Source organism: Pandoraea terrae, from assembly GCF_902459695.1.
In the GTDB taxonomy this organism is placed as follows: domain Bacteria; phylum Pseudomonadota; class Gammaproteobacteria; order Burkholderiales; family Burkholderiaceae; genus Pandoraea; species Pandoraea terrae.
Genome location: NZ_CABPRZ010000018.1, coordinates 1 through 21,825, shown reverse-complemented (window position 1 = coordinate 21,825; position 21,825 = coordinate 1). Strand labels below are relative to the sequence as shown.

Sequence of the window (21,825 nt, the reverse complement as noted above, 5' to 3'; positions counted from 1 at the left end):
AGGCGATGAGCGTTGCACGGATAGCCCGCTCGAGACGCAATGCAATCGCGGTTGCGGTCGTCGCCGTCGTCGGCCTGATCGTCGTTGGGCGCGTTACGGGTGTCCTGGTCGAATGGCTGTGGTTTTCTTCGGTCGGCTATGTCGACGTTTTCTGGACGGTCCTGTCCGCCCAGGCGCTCCTGTTTATCACCGTGTTCGCTGCTTCGGCGGGCGCTATCTGGGTGTCGGGGTTCCTGGCGCATCGTTATGCGCGGAGCCTCGGTAACTCGCGAGCGGGAACCGTCTTTTTGTCAGGTTCGCGGGAGGTCATAAGCGAACTGGCCGACCAGGTCGCGCCGCGCATTCCTTGGCGCTTTGGCATCGCTTGCGCCGCCGTCCTCCTGGGGCTGGCTATCGCCGCCGGCGAGATCTCGAGCTGGGGCATTGCGCTTCGTTTCCTTCATCAGGTGCCCTTTGACGAGCGCGATCCGATCTTCGGCAAGGACATCGGCTTCTATCTCTTCTCGCTGCCCGCCTACATTGCACTCAAGAACTGGCTGCTGCAGGTGCTCTTCGGCTGCACGGTCGTCGCAGGCGTTATCTACGCGGTGCGCGGCGACATCGCGCGCGAGCAGTGGCCGCGCGGACACTCGCCCGCGGTTGCGCATGGCTCGGCGCTGCTCGGTTTGTTCTTTGTCCTGAAGGCCTGGTCTTACGGGCTTGACCGCTTTCTGCTGCTCTACGGCGACAACGGCGTCGTGGTCGGCGCCGGCTATGCCGACGTGCACGTCGAGCTGCCGGTCCTGTGGCTGCTCGTCGCCCTTGCCACTGCCGCATCCATCGCCTCGTTGGCCAATATGCGCTGGCGCAGCTATCGAATTCCTGCCGCCTCGGCGCTACTGGTGTTCGGCAGCTCGTTTGTGTTCGCCCTGATCTACCCGGCGCTGTTCCAGCGCTTCTACGTCAAGCCGAATGAGCTACAGCTGGAGGCGCCCTACATCGCGCACAATATCGCACTTACCCGGGAGGCGTACGGTCTGGAGCGGATCGCGGTAAAGCCGTTCCCGGCCGAGCAGGGGCTGAATCTCGCCTCGCTTCAGGCCAATCGCGCGACCATCGACAACGTCCGCCTGTGGGACGTGCAGCCGCTGATGGATACCTACGCGCAGCTGCAGGAAATCAGGACCTACTACAAATTCCTCTCCGTGGACATCGACCGCTACCGGCTTGACGCCGGCTACCGGCAGGTCATGCTGTCGGCGCGCGAATTGGCGCCGGCGATGCTTCCGGAGAATGCGCATACCTGGGTGAACCTGCATCTCCTGTTCACCCACGGCAACGGTGTCGTGATGTCGCCGGTCACCGAGAAATCCACGGAAGGTTTGCCTTACCTTTTTCTTCAGGATATTCCGCCCGTCGCCAACGGCGGACCGACCATCCACGAACCGCGCGTCTATTTCGGCGGCGGTGGTCAGGACTACGTCATCGTGAAGGGCAGCATTCCCGAATTCGACTACCCCAAGGGGAAGGACAACGTCTACACGACATACAGCGGGCGCGACGGTGTCGCCATTGGCAGCGTGGCGCGACGCAGCCTCTTCGCCTGGGAGTTCGGCGATCCCAACATCCTGCTTACCGGCTACATCACGGACGGGAGCCGGATCCTGCTCCACCGTAACATTCAGGACCGGGTGCGTACAATCGCCCCGTTCCTCGGCCTTGACCATGACCCCTATATCGTCGCGAGCGACGGGCGCCTTTTCTGGATTCAGGATGCCTATACGACCAGCCGCTGGTTCCCGTACGCGCAGCCAAGTTTCGGCGACGGCGCCAATTACATCCGCAACGCGGTCAAGGTGGTCATCGATGCCTATAACGGCACGGTCGACTTCTATGTCAGCGATCCTGCCGATCCGATCCTGCGGACGTACCAGCAGATCTTCCCGGGTCTGTTCAAGCCCTTGAACACGATGCCACACGACCTGCAACAGCATATCCGCTACCCCGAGGATCTGTTCCTGATCCAGGCGCAACTCTACCGCGCCTACCATATGGATGCGCCGGAAGTCTTCTACAATCGAGAGGATCTCTGGGCGTTCCCCCGGGGATTGGCCGGCATTGATGGCGGGAATACCCCCAGCATGACGATGACGCCTTACTACATGATCATGCGGCTTCCCGGGGCGCCGCGCGCCGAATTCGTGCTGATGCTACCGATGGTGCCGAGCCAACGCGAGAATATGATCGCCTGGTTGGCGGCGCGTTGCGATCCGCCCGAGTACGGCAAGCTTATCGTCTACACCTTCCCCAAGGACAAGCTGGTCTATGGGCCGTTCCAGATCGAGGCGCGCATCCAGCAAAATACCGAGATCTCCCAGCAGATCTCGCTGTGGAACCAGATGGGCTCGCGCGTCATCCGCGGCCACCTGCTGGTTGTGCCGATCGAGAACTCGATCCTCTACGTCTCCCCGCTTTACCTGCGCGCGGCGTCCGGTCAGTTGCCCGAGTTAAAGCGGGTGATCGCGGCCTATGGCGACCGCGTGGTGATGGAGGAGACCTTGGGCGAAGCGTTGGCAGCGCTCTTCAAGGAGACGGCTCCGGTGCCGTCACCGCCCCGGGGCACGGCGGACGCGCGCGCCCGCGAGGCACTCGCCCACTATGACCGCGCCATCGAGCGACTGAAGGCAGGAGATTGGAGCGGTTTCGGCGCGGAACTCAATGCCCTCCGGCCGTTGCTCGAGGCGCTCGGCGTCGGCCGTCCCGACGATCAGAAATGACCTGAGTGCGATTGAAAGCACCTGCGCTCACACCTTCAGCGCCGTATGATCCAGATCAGCAGTGCTGCAAGGAGGCTTGAACCAGCGTGGTCGTATACGGATGCCTCGCTGCGCCGTCGAGCAGCCGCTGCGCAGGCAAGGTATCGACAATCTCGCCTTGCCGCATCACGGCCAGACGATCGCACAAATGCACGACGACCCCGAGATCATGCGTGACCAGCACGTATGTCAGGCCCCGCGTTCGCCGCAGATCCGCCAGCAGGTTGAGGATTTCGGCCTGTACCGAGACGTCGAGCGCGGCGGTCGGTTCATCGAGCAAGAGCACCTGCGGCTCCAGCATCAGGCTACGCGCGATTGCCACGCGCTGGCGTTGCCCGCCGGACAACTGATGCGGGAAGCGCTGGCGAAACGACGTGTCCAGGCCCACGCTTGCCAAAGCCTGGTCGACCCGGTCGTCGACGTCGCCGAGGCGATGGATCTTCAGCGGCTCGGCCAACACCGTCTCGATCGTATGTCGCGGATGCAGCGAACCGTAGGGGTCCTGAAACACCATCTGCACCCGGCGGCAGCGAGCGCGGTCGAGCTTGGGCCCCACTGCGGCCCCGTCGATCTCGATCGTGCCGTGCCAGTGCTCATAGAGGCCAGCCAGGCAACGCAGGATCGTGCTCTTGCCGCATCCCGATTCGCCCACCAAGCCGAACGCTTCCCCTTTTTCCACGGCGAAATGGATGTCGCGCAGAGCTTGGTGCGCCTGTTCGCCCGCGCCGAATGTCAGGCCGAGACCGGCGACGTTGATCATTATCATGTCAGACACCTATGCCTTGATCCAGCTCGGATCCCGTTGCAGTTGCGGCAAACGCTCGCGGCGGTGCGTCATGCTCGGAAGCGTGTCGAGCAAGCCGCGCGTATAGGGATGGCGGGCATTCTGAAGTTCCGCCGCGGCGATCGATTCGACCACGCTCCCCGAGTACATCACCAACACCCTGTCGCAGAAGTGGCGCACCATGTTCAGATCATGGCTGATGAAGATCAGGCCAAGGCCGCGCGTCTCGACCAGCTCGTCGAGCACCTCGAGCACCTGCATCCGCACCGAGATGTCCAGCGCCGACGTCGGCTCGTCGGCGACGACCACCTCAGGCTCTGTGACCAGCATCATGGCGATCATTACCCGCTGCCCCATGCCGCCTGAGATCTGGTGCGGATACAGGTCGTACACGCGCAGCGGATCGCGAATCCTCACCGCCGCGAACATGTCGAGCGCGCGGGCGCGGGCATCGCCGGCGGTGACCGCAAAGTGCGCGCGATAGGCTTCTGCGACCTGCTCGCCAACCCGCTTGACCGGGTTCAGCGAATACTTGGGATCCTGCATGATCATCGACATCCTGCGGCCGCGGATGCCGTGCATCGTCTTCTCGCTGACCCGCAGGAGGTCGGTGTTGCCGAAGCGCAGTGCGTCGGCTTCGATGATCGCGTTGCGCGGCAGCAGGCGCAGCAGGGCCCGCCCCACCGTCGACTTGCCCGAACCCGACTCGCCGACAATGGCGAGCTTTTCGCGGCCGAGCGTGAACGACACATCGCGCACGGCCTGGAACACCTCGGTATCTGAGCGGAAGCCGACCCGCAAGCGCTCCACTTCGAGCTTCGCCTGACTCGGCGCAACATTGGCATGCATGACGTTCATCGTTGCGCTCCTCATTCACCACGTGGATCGAGCATGTCGCGCAGCCCGTCACCAAGCAGGTTGAAAGCCAGGCTCACGAGCATGATCGCGACACCCGGCACTGCCACGAGCCACCAACATTCGATCATGTACCGGCGGCCCGACGAAATCATGGCACCCCATTCAGGCGAAGGCGCCTGTGCCCCCAAGCCGAGAAAGCCGAGACCGGCCGCCGTCAGGATGATGGTGGCCATGTTCATCGTCAGGCGCACGATGACCGAAGACAGGCAAAGCGGCCAGACGTGACGCACCAGGATGCGCCATGGCGACGCCCCCAGCAGCCTGACCGCCGCGATGAAATCTGCATTCCTGAACGAAAGCGTCTCGGCCCTGGCCAGTCGGGCGATCGGCGGCCACGACGTCAGCGCGATGGCAACGACAGCGTGCTCGATGCCGGGCCCGAGGGCGGCGACGAATGCGAGCGCCAGCACCAGGCTCGGAAAGGAAATGAAGATGTCCGTAACCCGCATGAACACGGCGTCGACCCAGCCGCGGAAGTATCCCGAGGCGGTGCCGACCAGCAAGCCGATCGGGCCGACAATGGCGCTCACCAGTGCGACGACATACAGCGTGATGCGCGTGCCGTAGAGCAAACGGCTCAATTCGTCCCGGCCATACTCGTCGGTGCCCAGCCAATGGGACGCCCCCGGCGCCATGAGCCCATCGCGCAGGTCTTGCGCGAACGGATCGTACGGCGCGATCCAGGGAGCCACGATGGCTGCCAGGATCAGCACGGCGATCACGATCGCGCCGGCGCATGTCAGCGGGTTGCGCAGCAGGCGACGCCACGCCCGGCGCGGCGCGCGGCGCGCCTTGCTCGCGTCGCGCGGCGTGCCGCCGGTATCCGCAGCAGCAGCCGCGGTGCCGGGGATCAGGTTTGAATGAGAGGTCATGAGCGGGTCCGGGGGTCGACGATCGGGTATAGCGAGTCGGTAATCAGGTTGAGTACAACGAACACAAGGCCTACGAACAGCACGCAGCCCATCACCGCGTTCATGTCGCCAAGCAACAGGCTGCTGGTCAGGTATTGGCCGAAGCCGGGCCAGGCGAATACGCTTTCGATCAGCACCGCGCCTTCGAGCAGGGAGCCATAGACCAGCGCGACGACCGTCAACAACTGCACGAGGATGTTGGGAAACGCGTGCCGCCATACCACGCTCATCTCCGACAGACCCTTGACGCGCGCAGTGAGGATGTACTCCTGCGACAACTGGGCCAGCATGAAGCTGCGCGTCATCCTGCTGATATATGCCGTCGAATGCGCGCCAAGGATGCAGGCCGGCAGCATGAGATGGCGCACGGCGCTGCGCAAGACGTCCCAATGACCACCCAGCGCCGCATCGATCAGGAGGAATCCGGTCACGGGCTTGACGACGCCCTCGAATCCGAGCGCCATGCGCCCCACGCCGCCCGACCAGCCGAGGTAGTGATAGAACAGCAGAAGCGCAAGCATGCCAACGAGAAAAATCGGCGTCGAGTAACCGAGCAGGCTCGTCACGCGAATCAGATGGTCCACCCATCGTCCGCGCCGTATTGCCGCGAGCACACCGAGCGGGATGCCGAGCACGGCACCGAGCACGATCGCCGCGGTGGCCAACTCCACCGTCGCCGGAAACACCCGCAGGATGTCCTCGACGACCGGACGTCCCGTCAACAGCGCGCGCCCGAGGTCCCCGTGCAGCAGATGGGAAAGGTAGTAGCCGTACTGGGTCCAGATCGGCCGGTCAAGGCCGAGCTGATGGTAGACCTCGCGATACGTCGCCTGGTCGGCGTCCGGGCCGACCACGGACAGGACCGGGTCGATCGGCATGACGCGGCCGATGATAAAAGTCATGGTCAGCAGGCCCAGAAGGCTGACGGCGACCTTGCCCAGGCGGCGCAGGTGACGCCAGTGCGCGTCTGCATGAAAAAAGCGTCTGGCTAAGCGGGATGTCAACATGTCGAGTAGCAAATGGAAGTACCGTGATTCGACAGCGCGAGGGCGCCGTCATGGCCGCTTGCTGACGGAGCGCAGGTGCGTCGTCCACACCGGGCTCAATTCGTAGCCCTCCACGCGCTTGGCCAGCACCACGGTATTGGTGGTCTGCGAAATCGGGAAGATCGGCCCCACAACGTCGGCGTAGCGCTGCTGCACGCGCCGATACATTTCAGTCTGCTCGGTGGGGTCGCTTGCCGCCTGCGCGGCCGTGAAGAGACGATTGATCTCCGGGTCGTAGAAGGCGGTACGCCAGCCCTGGAAATTCGTCAGTTTGGCCGCGTCGCGGTTGTCCGGGTTATAGACGAGCGCTCGCAGGTTCGAGTATGGATCGGGCTCGAGGCCGCCGCCGCCGCGCCCGACCACGATCTCGAAGCGGCGTTCGCGCATGGCGCCGTACACCTGGTTGCCGGTACCCGTGAGCACGTTGGCACGAATCCCGGCTTGCGCGAGCGTGGCCTGCAAGGACGTCGCGATATTGAGGAAAGGCGCGTCCGCCAGGACCCTGATGTCGACCGCAAAGCCGTCGGGATATCCCGCCTCGGCCAGCAGGCGCCGCGCCTTGGGCACGTCGAGGCGGTAACCGGGATCAGGCAGCGAGGCCGGCAGTCCGGCCTGCACGGGACGCTGGTGCGGCACGCCATAGCCCGGCATCACGAACCGGTTGATGCCCTCGTAGTCGATCAGGCTGCGAATGGCTTCGCGCACACGCTTGTCCGCAAATCTTGCGTCCTTCATGCTGAGCGCGACATAGTACATCGAGCCGCCCGCCACCGACTGCACGTTCACTGCCGCGTCGCGCCGCAGCGCAACCAGGTCCGGCGCAGACAATCCGAGCGCCACATCAACGTCGCTGCGATCGATCATCAGGCGCAGCGACTGCGATTCCGGGATGTGCCGCAAGACCACGCGCCGCAGCTTGGCCGGGCCACGCCAATAGCCGTCGAAGCGCTGCAGGGTCAGCACATCCTCCGGCTTCCAGTCCGCCAGCGCGAACGGCCCGGACCCGGCGGTGTGGGTGGTCAGCCATGCGGCGCCGAGGTCGCCGTTGCGCTCATGCGCCAGGACCGTGCGGCGATCCAGCACGACGGCGCCGATCGACGTGCCAAGCGTATAGATCACCATACCGGGATCGACCGCAATCGGCAGGTCGATGACCAGCGTGGCAGGATCGACGGCGCGAATCAGGCGCTCGGCATTCTTCGCGGTGAACCCGTAGCTCTTCCACGGAGAGGCCAGGGCGCGATTGACCTTCAACGTGCGCTGCAAGGACCAGGCGACATCGTCGGCCGTCAACGGATTGCCCGACTGGAAGCGGATGCCCGGATGGATCTTGAAAGCGATGCTGCGACGGTCGGCGGCAATGGTCCAGCGATCTGCCACGGCGGGCAATACCCGGGTGACATCGCGTGGATCGAGCTCCACTACATAGTCGTAGAGATTCGCTGCGACCGGTACCACATCGTTGCCGGTCGCAGCGGCCGGATCGAGCGTCAGCACGTTGTTCATATTCATGCCGACCAGTAACTGATCGGCCGGTGTCGCGGCGCGAACCGGGGCGAGCGGCATCACGCACGCCAGCCACAAGGCGATGGCGGCGGCTAACGAATACGGTGATTTCACCGCGTGTCTCCTTGCATGCGCTGGCCGCCGGATCATTGGTCCGGCGGCATTGTCCTATCGTAACGTCAATACGTGCGTACGGTATTCACGGCGATGTAGTCGAAGTTGATGTCTTCGCCGAGCCCCGGAGCGCTCGACAGGTGCACGAAGCCATCGCTGTCCATCGGGTCCGGCAGTGTGTTCAGGTACGCGGGCACTTCGTCGTAGTCGAGGAACGGATGCAACAGGCCTCGCTCATACCAGCGGCAATTCTTGACGGCCGCGATCACTGCCAGGCTGGCGGCACCGTTGCCATGGATCTCGCAATCCATGCCGAAGGACTCGGCCAGATGCGCGACCTTCAGCGTCGGCGTGATCCCGCCGACGCCGGCCGCGCCGGCGCGCAGGATGTCGCAAGCCCCCGCGGCCACCCAGTCGGCGCGCGTGTGGTGCTTGCCTGACATCGATTCGGGGCCGACGATCGGAATGTCGAGCTGATTGGCGAGCCACGCGTATGAGGCGATGCTTTGCTCGTTCATCATCTCCTCGAACCAGGTGAAGTTCAGTGCCTCGAGTTGCCGGCCGATGTAGAGCGCGTCGGTGCGGCTGTACCAGTGGTAGCCATCAAGCATCAGGGCGATATCCGGGCCGACCGCTTCGCGTACCGCGGCGCAAGCCTTGACGTCCATTTTGGGGTCCGGTGCGAACGAGATCGGCGGCATCCACGTGTGCAGCTTGATGGCCTTGTAGCCGCGCGCCACGAGCGTTTGCGCGAAGCGCGCATAGTCGTCGGGCGTCGCCAGGCCACCGGGCAGGTCGTCGCCGCACATGGTGCTGCCGTAGGCCGGCACCTTGTCGCGATAGCCGCCGATCAGCTTGTAGACCGGCTGGCCGAGTTTTCGCCCCGCCAGGTCCCAGAGGGCTTGCTCGACCACGGCCAGCGCACGATCGGTCAATTGCCCGGCGCTGCCGCGCTGCCGCAGCGCCAGGTCCTGCCAGATTTGCTCGCGCATGAATGGGTCCCGGCCGACCAGCGACTTGCCGATGCACGACTGAAGCAGAAACGGACGAATCACCTCGGGCGGCGCGAAGGCGTGGCCCGTGCTGCCGTCGTCCGCCTCGATCGTCAGCATGGCGAGTTCGGCCAATCGTTGCTCGCCGGGATGCGAATGCCCCTCGCCGTCGACCGAGCGACGCGTCGGATACGTAAATACGACGCCATGGACGCGCTCAACTTTCATATGCTTTTCCTGAATCAGTGTGTGTAGTCTTTGCAAGCCGTGCGGCTCGGGAACCGCGTCATCGGTCAGAAGGCATGGCGAAAGCCGATCATGCCGACGAACTGACGCCCGTTGGACGACGGGGTCGATTCGGAAGTCCGCCCGACCATGGCCACCGAATTCACGATATGGCCCTTTCCTTGAGCGCTCAGGGTCTGCCCCGAGGCCATTTGATAGGCTTCGAGCAAGTAGATAGTGCTTCGCTTGGACAGCGAGTACGTTTGCTCGAACGAGAACTGGTGGAAGCGCGCCGCGTTGGTCACCCCGTTGGATGCCGTCGCCCGCGTGTAGCTGTAGCCGGCGGCGAGCGTCCACGCGATGGTGGCGCTATATTGGCCGATCACGCCGTAGTTGTTGAAGATGGCGGTATCGGTAAACAGGGAACCCACGCCGGGCTTGTACTGGGTGTTGGCGTAGTTGACCCCGACCTTGGCCGCGCCGAAGCCATACAGGGCCGCGGCGGCGATGTACTGGACCGCATGCGCGCTGACGTAGCCTGCGTTGATCGGCGACTGGTCGAAGGTGCCCGTCGCGGTGGTGCTGAAGGTGCCGGCCACGGCATTGTTCGTGACGCGAAGGTAGCCGACCGCGGCATCGAGCGTCTTGTAGTTGTACTTCAGGGCAGCACTGAAGGTATTGCCCGAAGAGAACGCGCCGGCAACGCCACCCAACGCATACATGGTGCTGAACTGCAGCCCGTTCATGTCCGGCGTGGAATACGTGACGGCGTTGCTCGCGCGGCTGTCGACGTCGAGTTGGTCGATATCGCCCGGATGCGCGCCGGTGGCGCCCGTCAACATCGGCGCAGCCCCGATCGCGCCCACGTAGAGCAGGTACGGCGTGTATTGCCGGCCCAAAGTCAGCGTACCGTAACGGTCGTTGGCAAGGGCGACCCATGCCAGGCGGCTGAAGATGGCCCCCTGGTCGCTCATCATGCCGTTATTGAGGTTGAAGCCGCTTTCGAGCCGGAACAACGCCCGCGATCCGCCCCCCAGATCCTCTTGCCCCTTGAAACCGAACTTGGCGGACTCCAGGCTGCCGCTCTTCAGGTACACGTTGGAACTGCCCTTCTGGTTATTGGTATAGGCCAACGCGTTGTCGACGGCGCCGTACAGCGTCACGCTGCTTTGTGCCGACGAAACCGCAGGTATCGCAGCGGCAACGGCCACTGCCATGCCCATCGGGATGGTGCCCAGCTTGATCATGCTACCTCCTCGGTTCTTCTGGTGAAAAATGGACCATCGGTCAGACCATGCGCCGTCATGGGTCGAGCCCGGGCGCCGTGCCGGATCCGGCGATCGGGTCACCGGGCAAGGTGCGCGGCAAACAGTCGCCCAGCACCGGTTCGGGTATGCCGCCGATGCCGACGTGCAGCGCAAGCACGTGCCCGTCGTATTCGCCGGCGCTCGCGCCGGCCGGACGGATCGTCGTCACGTACAGGGTGTCGAGACGCTTGCCGCCGAACGCACACATCGCCGGCTTTGCGGCCGGCAGTGCGATTTGGCGGTCGAGCCTGCCGTCGGGCGCGAAGCGCAACAGCGCTGCGCCGTCGTTAGCGCAAATCCAGTACCCGCCGGCCTCGTCAACCGTCGCGCCGTCGGGGCGTCCCACGTACCGGTTCAGGTCGGCGAACACGCGCCGCGAATGGGGTACGCCGGCGTCGACGTCGTAGTCGAAGGTCCAGATCAGGCGTCGCGAGGGATGGGAGTCCGACAGGTACATCGTGCGGCCGTCCGGCGACCACGCCAGGCCGTTCTGGACGATCAGGCCATCAACTACCGGGACCAGCGTCCGCGCGGCGGCGTCATGGCGGAGCAACTCGCCAGCGGCCAGGCCGAGCGACATGTCCATGACCATCGTGCCGGCAAGGAAGCGACCCTGCCGGTCGCAGCGGCCATCGTTGAAGCGCATGCCCTGGCAACGGAAACGGGGACTTGCCAACGCCTGCAGCGAGGCGTGGGCCTCGAGCGCGCCCGCAGGCGGCTCATACAACTGCACTGCGAACAGGCCGGACTCCATGGCGGCAAGTACCGAACCCGCGCCGTCGAATGCGATGCAGCCGACCTGCTCGGGGATGGCCCAATGCGTCCGCCGGCCGGTCTCGATCACGTGGCGCACGATGCGTTTCCCGGTGATGTCGACCCAATACAACGCGTCTTGTGCCGCATGCCACACCGGGCTCTCGCCAACCGCATACGGACCGGCCTCCGGCACGGACGCGAGGCGGTCGACCCGAAGATGCTCGATTGCGCAGCTCATCGCTTCGACGCCATCGGACCGGCCAGGACGAAGGTACCGCCCTGGTAGCGTTGCGCAATATCGTCGGCGCCGATGCACGGCTGGGCCGGCGGCACTTGCGATTCAAACGGGATGGAACTGTCCTGCGCGCGAAACCCCAGGTGCGCCGCATGGCGGTTGTCCCACCACTTCGTGCGATTGTCCGACACGCCGTACAGGATCGAATGTCCGACGCGCGGCGCGAACAGCGAGCAGCGGACCGCTTCGATGAAATCCCGGAAGCTGAGATAGGTGACCAACATGCGCGCGTCGCGAGGCGCCTCGAAGCTCGAGCCGATGCGCAGGCACACGGTCTCGAGCCCGAAGCGGTCGAAGTAATAGCGCGACAACGCCTCCCCGAAGCATTTCGTGACGCCATACAGACAATCCGGACGAACCGGCGCTTCGGTATCGATGACTTGCGTCGTGGGATAGAAGCCGGTCACATGATTCGAGCTTGCATAGACAATGCGGCGCACGCCGGCCGCCTGCGCGGCGGCATAGAGATGGTAAGTGCCACGGATGTTCGCTTCCAGCAGTTCGGGGAATGGCGCTTCCACGGAAATCCCGCCCAGATGAACCACGGCATCGACGCCGTGCATCAACGCCTGGACGGCCGACTCGTCGCTCAAGTCGGCGAATACCACCTCCTCGTGCGCCGCAGCTTCGCCGAGCGAGATGATGTCGCTGACCCGAACGTATTCGGCCCACTGGCCCAGCGCGGGGCGCACTTGCCGCCCCAGATTGCCGCCCGCGCCCGTGAGCAATAAACGCCTGAAAGGCTTGGGGTCGCTTTCTCGCATCGAGGTCATACTGGCTTCGCTCCGTGAATCGGTATTGATCGGCGCATCGTGCGCCGGCATGTCATCGTACGTCGTAACATGTCGTCATACAACATGATTCGCATGGTATTCGTTCAACGACACTTGACCTATAGTAGTAAACCCTTAAAACGAGACCCTTTCGCTGTCGGGGACCGCGGATGATATGCGCTTATACCATTGATCTTTCAACACATTGTCCGCATCCGATGAAATCCGGATGACAGATACAAGGCCAGGCCAACCTGAGCGCGCCTTGCTCCCTTGGCCGAAGGTTGTATGATGACTTCGCACACTTACCGCCCCCAGAACCGGCAAAGACACTGCGGCAGTCCTACGTTATCGGTCATCAGACAACCCACAAATCGGTATAATCAGGACACCTCCGCCGTCACCCGAATCGCTCCAACATGTCCATGATTTCGTCCAGTCCTCCTGCACGCCGCACACATGGCCTTGCCCAGGACGTGTTTGATTTCCTCGTCGAGCAGATTCGTTCAGGCGCGCTGCGTCCTGGCGACAGGCTGCCGACCGAAGTCAGCTTGATGCAATCGCAAGGGGTGAGCCGGACCGTTGTTCGCGAGGCGTTGCAGCGACTCCAGGCCTCCGGCCTCGTCGAGACGCGTCATGGCATCGGCAGCTTCGTGTTGCAGAGTCCCGCTCCCGCGCTGGACTTCAGGTCGCCGGTCGCGAAGACACAACGCGATGTCGTCGCCATACTGGAGTTGCGCATCTGCATCGAGACCGAGAGTGCGGGCCTGGCGGCCCAGCGCGCCACGCGACAGGACCTCGCGGACATCAAGCGCGCGCTGGACGCGATCGACCTGCACGCTCGCGCAGGCGACGACGCGGCACCCTACGACTTCCAGTTTCACCTGCAGATCGCGCGTGCGACGGACAACCCCTACTTCGTCGACGTGCTGTCGCACCTCGACCCTGCCATCGCACCGCGCGCCCGCCTGGATCCGGCGAGCTACATGTCACGGGTCAACAGCGAACACATCAACATCTACGAAGCCATCGCGCGGCGCGACCCCGAGGGCGCCCGCGCCGCGATGCGCACACATCTGTCGAACAGCCGGGAACGACTGAAACAGGCATGGCGCGTCGGTCAGGGGGACGCGATCTGACAGATATCGCGACTGAAAACCCGGGTTCCAGATATGAAGCGCTACTCCGATAACGAAATCGCCGCCGTCTACCGCGTCATCCGCGAGCGCCGCGATATGCGTCACTTCCGGTCCGCCCCGATTGAGCCGGCGCTGCTCGAACGGCTGTTGCAAGCGGCGCATATGGCACCGAGCGTTGGCTACATGCAGCCGTGGCGCTTTATCCGCATCACCGACCCGGCCTTGCGAATCCGCATCCACGCGCTGGTCGACGAAGAGCGCCGGCGCACGGCCCAGGCGCTTGGCGAGCGGCAGGATGAATTCATGCGGCTGAAGGTCGAGGGCATTCTCGATTGCGGCGAAGTGCTGGTTGCGGCGCTGATGGACGGGCGCGAGCGGCACGTGTTCGGACGGCGCACGTTGCCGGAGATGGATCTCGCCTCGGTCGCCTGCGCGATTCAGAACCTGTGGCTCGCCGCGCGCGCCGAGGGCATCGGCATGGGCTGGGTTTCGTTGTTCGACCCCGTGCCGTTGGGTCAACTGTTACGTTTACCGCCGGGCGCCAAGCCGGTGGCCGTGCTCTGCATGGGGCACGTCGATGCGTTCTACGAGCGGCCGATGCTTGAGCAGGAGAACTGGGCCAGCGGTCAGCCGCTGGATGCCATGCTGTCCGAAAATCATTGGTGACGTGATTGGCCGGTAGGTGACGATGCGTGGCACCGTTTATCCCGCCAGTTCACGATGCAGGGCCCGATACTCCTGCGAAAGTTTGTGTCCCGGATCGAGGTGAATGACGGGGGTCGCCTGCTGATGCGACTCGCGGATCTTCACGGACGAAGACAGCCGCGAAGCCAGCACCGGCAAGCCCTCACTGACGAGTTCGTCGACCAGCTTTTGAGGCAGGCTTGCGCGAGGCTGAAACTGGTTGATGACAATCCCTTCCACCTCCAGCGCGACGTTGTGATCCTGCTGGATCTCCTTCACGTTTTCCAGCAACGTGTAAAGCGCGCGACGGGAAAAATCATCACAGTCGAACGGAATCAGGCAACGCTCGACCGCGATCAGCGCGGAGCGGGTGTAGAAGTTCAACGCCGGCGGCGTGTCGATATAAATCGCGTCATACATGTCGAGTTCGTTGAGCGCGTCACGCAACTTGTAGATCTTGTAGCGGGATTCCAGTTTGCCGTGCAACGCGTCCAGATCAGGATGAGCGGGCATGACGTGCAGGTTCTCAAACGGCGTCGGATGGATGAAAGACGTGACTTCTACGGGCTTGAAGCTGAACGTCAACGCGGTTTCAAAGAAGCCGGCGACGGTGGGATGGGCATCGCTGGCCAGCGGGCCGAGCAGGTATTGACTTGAATTCGCCTGGGCATCCAGGTCGATGACCAGCGTGCGCAGACCTTCGCTGGCGCTGATGGCCGCCAGGTTGCATACGATGGTCGATTTGCCTACGCCACCTTTCTGATTAAACACGACGCGCCGCATGTTCTCCCCCCCGAACGGAAGCTGTCCAAAAGCGCCCAGCATACCTGAGTCAGCGGACCGGGGCGGATACTAGCCGTTATTTTCCGGCATGGACAAATGTGTCGTTGATGAGCAACACCCGTCACTGGACGCGGATCGGCATGCGGTTGCGCGCCCGCGAACATCCGTCGGTGCGGCCGGTGCAACAGCTCATTCAACTCGAAGGGTGGCCTTCATGGTTGGATGTAATGTGCAGATGTAAGGAAAAACGCCGCGCTTCCTGGCTACATACTTCCACGACTTGCCCGGCGCGATGTTCTTCGAGTCGAATTCACCCGCTTGTGCCGTTACCGTGTGCGGGAAGGGATCCTTGTTGACCCACACAACGATGTCGCCGGACCGGATGCCAAGGGTCTCGGGTTCGAAACGGGTTCCCTCGATCACCACGGTGTGCATGACGGGCCGGGCGTGCGGCGGCAGACCTGGTGCCGTCAGCAGCAGGCCCGCCATGATCCACAGCGTCGCAGCCCGAAATCGCATGTCGGAGCCGGCCACGCGGTGAGTCACATCTTCTTGCCGAGCGAACCCTGAATTTCCTTGGCGTGTTCCAGATGCGCCACGAATGCAGGCCGCACTTTTACCAGCAAGGCTTTCAGTTCTTCGTTCTTGGCATTGGGAATCAAGGTCTTATCCATGGCATCGATCACGGCCTGGTGATACGCGACCTCGTTGTCTATATAGGCACTGTCGAACTCTGCCCCCTTGACACCCTTGAGCTTCTTCAGGTTCTGCTCTCCCCCTGACTTCAGACTGGCGCTGGTCGGATTGTCCTCGGGCGTGACTTTGAGTTTTTTCACGAGATCACTGGCTGACTTGTTGACGCCGGTGTGGTCCGTGATCATCTGTTGCGCAAAGGCCTTGACGTCCTTGGCGGAGGCCTTCGATTTGGCCAGTTTGCCGGCGTCAATATCGACTTGATTCGCCGTGACAACAATTGAGGCAATTTGTGCATCGTTAGGCGCATCCTCAGCCAGCACTACCCCCGTCGAGACTAGCATGGCGCTAGCGAGTGCAATACTTGCAATTTTCATGGCGTGTTGTCCTCCTCGGATTGAGATGGCACTAAGCAGTATAGAAAACTTTGACACATTGGCGAGCCGTCTGCGCAACATCGCAGCATTGCTGTTCGAACGTGGATTGAGCGCCATTCATGGGGAATATTTCTCAATGGAGATACACGCACCGTGGTGGTGCTTATCCCTGTCAGCCCAGGGCCGAGCTCAGGGCCGATGCTTTGTGGGACCCGAGGAGGTGGGTCATGTCATTCGCTGTCAGTGGTTTGCTGAAGTGATACCCCTGAATTTCGTCGCAGCCGTGTTCGCGCAGGAAAGTCACGTGGGCATCCGTCTCCACGCCCTCTGCGATCACGTCAAGATGAAGGCAATGCGCCAGCGCAATCACGGAGGCCGTGATTTGCTTGTCGCTTTCACTGTCCGGGATGTGCGTGATGAACGAGCGATCGATCTTGATCGTGTCCACGGGGAAGTGCTTCAGATAGCCCAGCGAGGAATACCCTGTGCCGAAATCGTCCACCGAGACCGACACACCCTTGGCTTTGAGGCGCGACAGCAGTTTGCTGACTTGTTCCGGCTGATTCATCATCAGGCTTTCGGTGATCTCGAGCTCCAGCGCATCGGCGGGCAAGCCGGCCTCGCGCAGGGCCGACAGCACGCCCTGCATCAGATCGTTGCGGATAAACTGCCGCGCTGAAAGGTTGACGGCGACCCGCAACGGCGCCAGGCCTCGCGCACGCCACGCCGCGTTCTGGCGGCACGCCTCATGCAGGACCCATGCGCCGATCGGCACGATCAGGCCGGATTTCTCCGCGATCGGGATGAACTGCAGCGGCGGCACCAAGCCGAGCGTCGGGTGGCGCCAACGAATCAGCGCTTCCACGCCGGTGATTTCGCCGGTTTTCAGCGACAGGCGGGGCTGATAGTGCAGCTCGAACTCCTTGTTCGCCAGCGCGCGCCACAGGTGCGATTCGAGATTCACCTGCTCCTGCAGCATGGCGCCCATCGGCTGGGCGTAGATCTGGTAGGTATTCTTGCCTTGCTCCTTGGCGCGGTACATCGCGATATCGGCATGCTTGAGCAGCGACGACGCATCGGTGCCGTTCTGCGGGAAGGTGCTGACGCCAATGCTGACCGTGACTTGCATTTCCGTGCTTTTGATCAGGACCGGCGCCGAGAAAACCGCCAGGATCGCTTTGAGCGTGTCGACCAGGCCAGGCCGATCGGGGGAATCCGCCAGGAGCACGATAAACTCGTCGCCGCCCAGGCGGGCCAGCATTTCCACGTGCGGCAACTCGCCAAGCAGGCGGTCGGCGCAGGATCTCAGAAGTTCGTCGCCGACATCATGGCCCAGCGTGTCATTGATGTTCTTGAATTGATCAATATCGATGAACATCACGTGGAACGACGTGCCTTGCCGGGCAGCATTGGCCAACACGGCTTGCAATGTATCGTTGAACAACAGCCGGTTCGGCAATCCGGTCAGCGAGTCATGGGTCGCGACATAGCGCAGGTCCGCTTCGGCACGCCGGCGGCGCATGTATTGCTCGATCTGATTGACGATGGATTCCGCAGCGGCAAGCGCGCTCCGGTCAGCCGGCAACCGTTTGCGCGAATAGAACTCCATCACGCCGAGCAGCGTCGATTCCAGGCGTAGCGGGAAAGAAAGCATGGTGCTGATGCCCTGCGCGGCAAGCCATTCGGCGTGCGGCAATTCCGCCAGTTCGGTCTTGCGATTGCGCCATTTCGGGCTATCCGGTATTTGCTGGGCATCATCGCCGAGCGGCGAGCGGCCTCGGGACAACCACGGGCCCAGACCCGGATGGTCTGTAAAACGCGCCTGAGGCATGGCCTGGATTTCGCCCGCGCGGGTGGGCCAGAAGGACGCGGCGTCCCAGTGCATGCCGTTGCATAAGGTCTTGACAATGGGCTCGATGATGTCCGTATCAGTTCGGGCGATCGCGAGTTGGAGCGTCACCGCGTGCTCGAGCTGATATGTCCGCTCGGCCAGTTTTCGGTGCGTGATTTCCATCGCAGTACCACGCAATAGGTGACGCTGGCCGCTCGCAGGTGGGCGGCCGATCAGATGCAGCCAGCCGACACGGCCATTGGCGACATGGTATTGGACTTCCACCTCGAACCCTTGATTCGCATATAGCGCGGCGTCGATGCGCGCGAGCAGTTGCGTCCGATAGCCCACATCGATCGAGCTGAGAAAATCCTCGAGCGTCGTTCTGCCTTTGGACTTGCCGAGCAGCCTGGCCAATTCGTCGGACCACGATACGACACCATCGCGCGGGTCATAGCTCCAGCTTCCCAAGTGGGCAATACGCTGCGCTTCGGCGAGCGCCACCTCGCTCTCGCGCAGGCTGTATGTCATTTGATTGGCCAGCACGAGGGCGCGGGCGCGTGAGCGTGTCAGCACGTGGGTCAGCACACTTAACAGAATGGCGATCGCCAAGCCGCAGCCAAGCGTGATATCCGGTATATAGCGGTCCGACCCCATGAGGCTGGGCGCTTGGGCGGAAAAGTCTATGATCCACCTGCGTCCCCCGAAGCGCAGGGGCATCTGACGCTTGATAGTTCGGCCTTGGGCGAGCTGGCGCGGTGGATTTTCCTTGGGAAGCAGGTTCGTGCTGTCGAACAGCAGGCGACTTTCCCCCAGCGGCTGCGGGGCAGCTTCCAGCGGACCGACGTCGTAAATCTTGAAGTGCAGTTCACGCAACTGCACGTTATCCAGCAGGCCCCGCATCAAATCGTCGACGCGGATACCGGCGCCGACCGAACCCACGTAGGCGAGCCGGCGCTGCTCGACCGTTCCGATGGGCATGCCCTTACGATAGACAGGCAGACGCAGGGCGATGCCGGTGGTCGCGCGGGGGCCTTGCGGCCGAATGGTGCGCCCACTGCTGAGCAGTTGGCCAGTGTCGCGCGATTGTTCGAGGGCGCGCAAGCGTGCCGGTTCGGCCGCCACATCGACGCCGAGCGACGCAAGATTCGATTCAAGCGGCTCGACATAGGTAAGAATGTTGTAAGCCGGACGGGCGCCCGGCGGCTTCACGATGAAGGAAATATCTGCCGCGCGCAGCACCGGGTCGTCCCGCTGGCCGGCCAGGAAACCCTCCAATTCAGATGCGGGCACGTACCTTGCGTAGTTGACGAGCTGGAATCCGGGGTAGCGCTCGGACAGGTTCAGGCCATTATAGAAATCGTGAAATTCCTGCCGCGAGACGTGCTCGCGCGCAGCGAAGAACGCCTGGAGCGACACCAACACGTCGGAATAGAGTCGCACGCGCGTTTCGATCAGATCCTGAACGTCGCCGGCGTGGTTGTCGAACTTCAGGAGCACTTCCCGTTCGACCAGGCGGCCGCTGACCCGGTACAGGGCGACGGAGGAGGCCACCGCAAGCACCAGAACGATCCAGGCGGGCAGCAATGAAAGTAGGCGGGAGCGCAGCCGCATACGTTCCCCCCGGAATGCGTACGCTGGTTGACCAATGGCATGCCAAAACGGTGCTCGACTGTTGCCGGGCGAGCGCTTTGGACATCCTCGTGCCTGATAGCGCCCCCCCTTGAAATAGCGACATTGAACGACATCGTTGTACTATCTAATGTGTCGATGCGTCAAGTGTTCGCTACCGCACGCTATCAGCGCTTCCAATATAGGCGTTCAAAGCAAAGTGTAAGTTAGAACAAACCATATTCGGGTATCTGCTGCTCGGGACAAGCCGGATCGAACCGTAGCGGGTAGCCACTGTCCGCGAAGTGTCCCGTCAGGGTTCGTGGTGTAGATACTTCGCCTGTCGCGGCAAGCGAAAGCTGACCAGGAAGACGATGACCATCATTGCCGTGACATACCAGTAGAAGTTTGATTCGTGACCGATTGATTTCAGCCCGAGCGCGACATACTCGGCCGAACCGCCAAAGATAGCATTGGCAACGGCATACGCCAGGCCGACACCCAGCGCACGCACTTCAGTCGGAAACATCTCAGCCTTCACAATGCCACTGATTGATGTGTAGAGACTGACGATAGCAAGCGCAAGGGTAATCAGCGCGAACGCAGCAAGCGGGCTATTGACCGCTCCCAGACCTGTGAGGATTGGTACGGTAGACACTGCGCCCAAAGCGCCAAACATGAGCATGTTGCTGCGCCGTCCGATGCGGTCGGAGAGGGCGCCAAAAAGCGGTTGCATGCACATGTAGAGGAAGAGGCACCCCGTCATCACGTAGCTGGCGGTCTTGATGGACATTCCGGCGGAGTTCACGAGGTATTTCTGCATGTACGTCGTGAACGTATAGAAAATTAATGAACCACCCGCCGTGTACCCAAGGACCGTAAAGAATGCCGCTTTGTGATTTCGGAATATTTCGGCCACGCTACCCGCTCCCTTGCTGCCACGCGTAGCGGCAGAAGTTGTCTCTTGAAGCGTGCGGCGGAGAAAAAGGGCAACGACGGCGGTGACGGCGCCAATAACGAACGGGATTCGCCAGCCCCACCTTTTCAGTTCTTGTTCGTCGAGCAACTGTTGGAGCACAACGACCACAAGCACGGCAAGCAACTGGCCGCCAATCAGGGTGACATATTGGAACGACGAAAAGAAACCCCGCCTGCCCTTTAGCGCGACTTCGCTCATATAGGTTGCTGTTGTTCCGTATTCGCCCCCCACCGAGAGGCCTTGCAACAGGCGCGCGACCAACAGAAGCGCGGGTGCCCAAGCGCCGATGCTGTTGTAGGTAGGCAGGCTGGCGATAAGCAGGGAACCGAAGCACATCATCGATACCGAGATGACCATCGACGTCTTGCGCCCATGCTTGTCAGCGAACCGGCCAAATAACCACCCGCCAATTGGCCGCATCAGGAATCCCGCCGCAAACACACCTGCGGTATTCAGGAGTTGTGCCGTCGGGTCAGACTTTGGAAAGAAGGACGATGCGAAATAGATAGCGCAGAAAGCGTAGATGTAGAAGTCGAACCATTCGACAAGGTTGCCGGACGAGGCCGCAACGATGGCGAAGATGCGCTTGCGCTCCTCCCCGGCTGTTGGGGGAGCATCCGCAGTAGATGGGGAGAGATTAGTCATTGGGGTCAATATATGTGGCTGCGTTGGCTGATTCGATATGGTGGGGCTGGTCAGCTCAGCTACCCTTCGGGATTGAATGATAACGCCAGTCGCCGGTTTTCACGTGCACCGGAATCGGTTCATCAAGCCCGGGCTAACCCGGATGGATTGATGTAGATCGAGTTCAGGCACATAGGGGGTTACGTGGCACTGAAAACGAACAAGGGGTTACAAGATTTCTCTCGTAACCCCTTGATTTTACTGGTGCGGCTGCAGGACTCGAACCCGCCACCTGATGATTACAAAGCCTTTGCAATCATCCACTGTTTCAAGCACTTAGCATCATTCCAGCGTTTCCAAAACGCCGCAAATCACACTCTGAAAACCCACATCCAGCGGGAATCTCCCATCGTTTTGGAAACGCCTAGCGGCCCGGATGTCCGTAATGGACGAAGGCGCAAGCCGCCAACAAGGTTAGAGTTAGAGTTGGGCAAGGGCCATTTCGTGACGGCCTGATCGAGCGTTGGGGCGGTTGCTCAGTGACGGGGTGCGGGACGGCTGTCCGCCATTGCCCACCTTGGCGACCGGCTGCAAAAGAAGGGCAAGTGTAGTGGTCAACTCATCCCGGACACTGCGTTAAGTTTTTCTTCCGCAACAGCCGGTGCCAGTCCGTCATTGAACT

Annotated in this window: 18 protein-coding genes; 4 read left to right on the top strand and 14 right to left on the bottom strand. The window is 62.3% G+C overall.

The features are described from left to right. Positions 1-5 precede the first annotated feature (5 nt). Positions 6-2,756, top strand: coding sequence for a UPF0182 family membrane protein (locus PTE30175_RS19050; RefSeq protein ID WP_150698647.1), 2,751 nt, complete (start codon positions 6-8; stop codon positions 2,754-2,756). A gap of 55 nt (positions 2,757-2,811) precedes the next feature. On the opposite strand, the gene PTE30175_RS19045 is transcribed toward PTE30175_RS19050, so the two are convergent. From PTE30175_RS19045 to PTE30175_RS19005, 9 genes are all read right to left on the bottom strand, one after another. Further along, positions 2,812-3,555 (bottom strand): ABC transporter ATP-binding protein, encoded by a 744-nt coding sequence (locus tag PTE30175_RS19045; RefSeq protein ID WP_224788872.1) that lies wholly within the window; start codon positions 3,553-3,555, stop codon positions 2,812-2,814. A 15-nt stretch (positions 3,556-3,570) separates the two neighbouring features. Beyond that, positions 3,571-4,428, bottom strand: a complete 858-nt coding sequence (locus tag PTE30175_RS19040; protein WP_150698728.1) for an ABC transporter ATP-binding protein — start codon at positions 4,426-4,428, stop codon at positions 3,571-3,573. Between the two features lie 20 nt (positions 4,429-4,448). After that, a complete protein-coding gene (locus PTE30175_RS19035) occupies positions 4,449-5,369 on the bottom strand; it encodes an ABC transporter permease (RefSeq protein ID WP_150698645.1) in 921 nt (306 codons plus the stop codon). Beyond that, entirely contained in the window at positions 5,366-6,415 is a 1,050-nt protein-coding gene (locus PTE30175_RS19030; RefSeq protein ID WP_150698644.1) for an ABC transporter permease, read from the bottom strand. Before PTE30175_RS19030 ends, PTE30175_RS19035 begins: the two co-directional genes overlap by 4 nt. Before the next feature lie 48 nt (positions 6,416-6,463). Beyond that, complete coding sequence (locus tag PTE30175_RS19025; protein WP_224788861.1) at positions 6,464-8,074, bottom strand: ABC transporter substrate-binding protein; 1,611 nt, start codon at positions 8,072-8,074, stop codon at positions 6,464-6,466. Positions 8,075-8,139: 65 nt separating this feature from the next. Then, positions 8,140-9,294 carry a mandelate racemase family protein gene (locus PTE30175_RS19020; protein ID WP_150698643.1) on the bottom strand — a complete coding sequence of 385 codons (1,155 nt, stop codon included), beginning with the start codon at positions 9,292-9,294 and terminating at the stop codon, positions 8,140-8,142. A gap of 65 nt (positions 9,295-9,359) precedes the next feature. Then, positions 9,360-10,538 carry a porin gene (locus PTE30175_RS19015; protein ID WP_150698642.1) on the bottom strand — a complete coding sequence of 393 codons (1,179 nt, stop codon included), beginning with the start codon at positions 10,536-10,538 and terminating at the stop codon, positions 9,360-9,362. 55 nt (positions 10,539-10,593) lie between these two features. Then, a complete protein-coding gene (locus PTE30175_RS19010; RefSeq protein ID WP_150698641.1) occupies positions 10,594-11,592 on the bottom strand; it encodes an SMP-30/gluconolactonase/LRE family protein in 999 nt (332 codons plus the stop codon). Then, positions 11,589-12,422, bottom strand: a complete 834-nt coding sequence (locus PTE30175_RS19005; protein WP_150698640.1) for an NAD-dependent epimerase/dehydratase family protein — start codon at positions 12,420-12,422, stop codon at positions 11,589-11,591. The genes PTE30175_RS19010 and PTE30175_RS19005 overlap by 4 nt, the downstream gene beginning before the upstream one ends. Positions 12,423-12,841: 419 nt before the next feature. Between PTE30175_RS19005 and PTE30175_RS19000 the strand changes: the two genes are divergently transcribed. Continuing rightward, the gene (locus PTE30175_RS19000) at positions 12,842-13,561 is read left to right on the top strand and encodes a FadR/GntR family transcriptional regulator (protein WP_150698639.1); all 720 of its coding nucleotides are present in this window, start codon (positions 12,842-12,844) and stop codon (positions 13,559-13,561) included. Between the two features lie 33 nt (positions 13,562-13,594). Then, a complete protein-coding gene (bluB, locus tag PTE30175_RS18995) occupies positions 13,595-14,227 on the top strand; it encodes a 5,6-dimethylbenzimidazole synthase (RefSeq protein ID WP_150698638.1) in 633 nt (210 codons plus the stop codon). Positions 14,228-14,263: 36 nt separating this feature from the next. Here bluB and PTE30175_RS18990 read toward each other — a convergent pair whose 3' ends face one another. The 5 genes from PTE30175_RS18990 to PTE30175_RS18970 all read right to left on the bottom strand — a co-directional run bounded on the left by PTE30175_RS18990 (position 14,264) and on the right by PTE30175_RS18970 (position 21,164). Then, positions 14,264-15,028 carry a ParA family protein gene (locus PTE30175_RS18990; RefSeq protein WP_150698726.1) on the bottom strand — a complete coding sequence of 255 codons (765 nt, stop codon included), beginning with the start codon at positions 15,026-15,028 and terminating at the stop codon, positions 14,264-14,266. A gap of 189 nt (positions 15,029-15,217) precedes the next feature. Further along, the gene (locus tag PTE30175_RS18985) at positions 15,218-15,562 is read right to left on the bottom strand and encodes a cupredoxin domain-containing protein (protein WP_420819659.1); all 345 of its coding nucleotides are present in this window, start codon (positions 15,560-15,562) and stop codon (positions 15,218-15,220) included. Positions 15,563-15,570: 8 nt separating this feature from the next. After that, on the bottom strand, positions 15,571-16,098 hold the full coding sequence (locus tag PTE30175_RS18980; RefSeq protein ID WP_150698637.1) for a DUF4142 domain-containing protein: 528 nt from the start codon (positions 16,096-16,098) through the stop codon (positions 15,571-15,573). 172 nt (positions 16,099-16,270) lie between these two features. Further along, positions 16,271-19,543: a bifunctional diguanylate cyclase/phosphodiesterase gene (locus PTE30175_RS18975; RefSeq protein WP_150698636.1), complete on the bottom strand. Its 3,273-nt coding sequence runs from the start codon at positions 19,541-19,543 to the stop codon at positions 16,271-16,273. A gap of 310 nt (positions 19,544-19,853) precedes the next feature. Then, positions 19,854-21,164, bottom strand: a complete 1,311-nt coding sequence (locus PTE30175_RS18970) for an MFS family transporter (protein ID WP_150698635.1) — start codon at positions 21,162-21,164, stop codon at positions 19,854-19,856. A 183-nt stretch (positions 21,165-21,347) separates the two neighbouring features. On the opposite strand from PTE30175_RS18970, the gene PTE30175_RS18965 reads away from it, so the two are divergent. Then, a complete protein-coding gene (locus PTE30175_RS18965) occupies positions 21,348-21,659 on the top strand; it encodes a hypothetical protein (RefSeq protein ID WP_150698634.1) in 312 nt (103 codons plus the stop codon). Positions 21,660-21,825 lie beyond the last annotated feature (166 nt).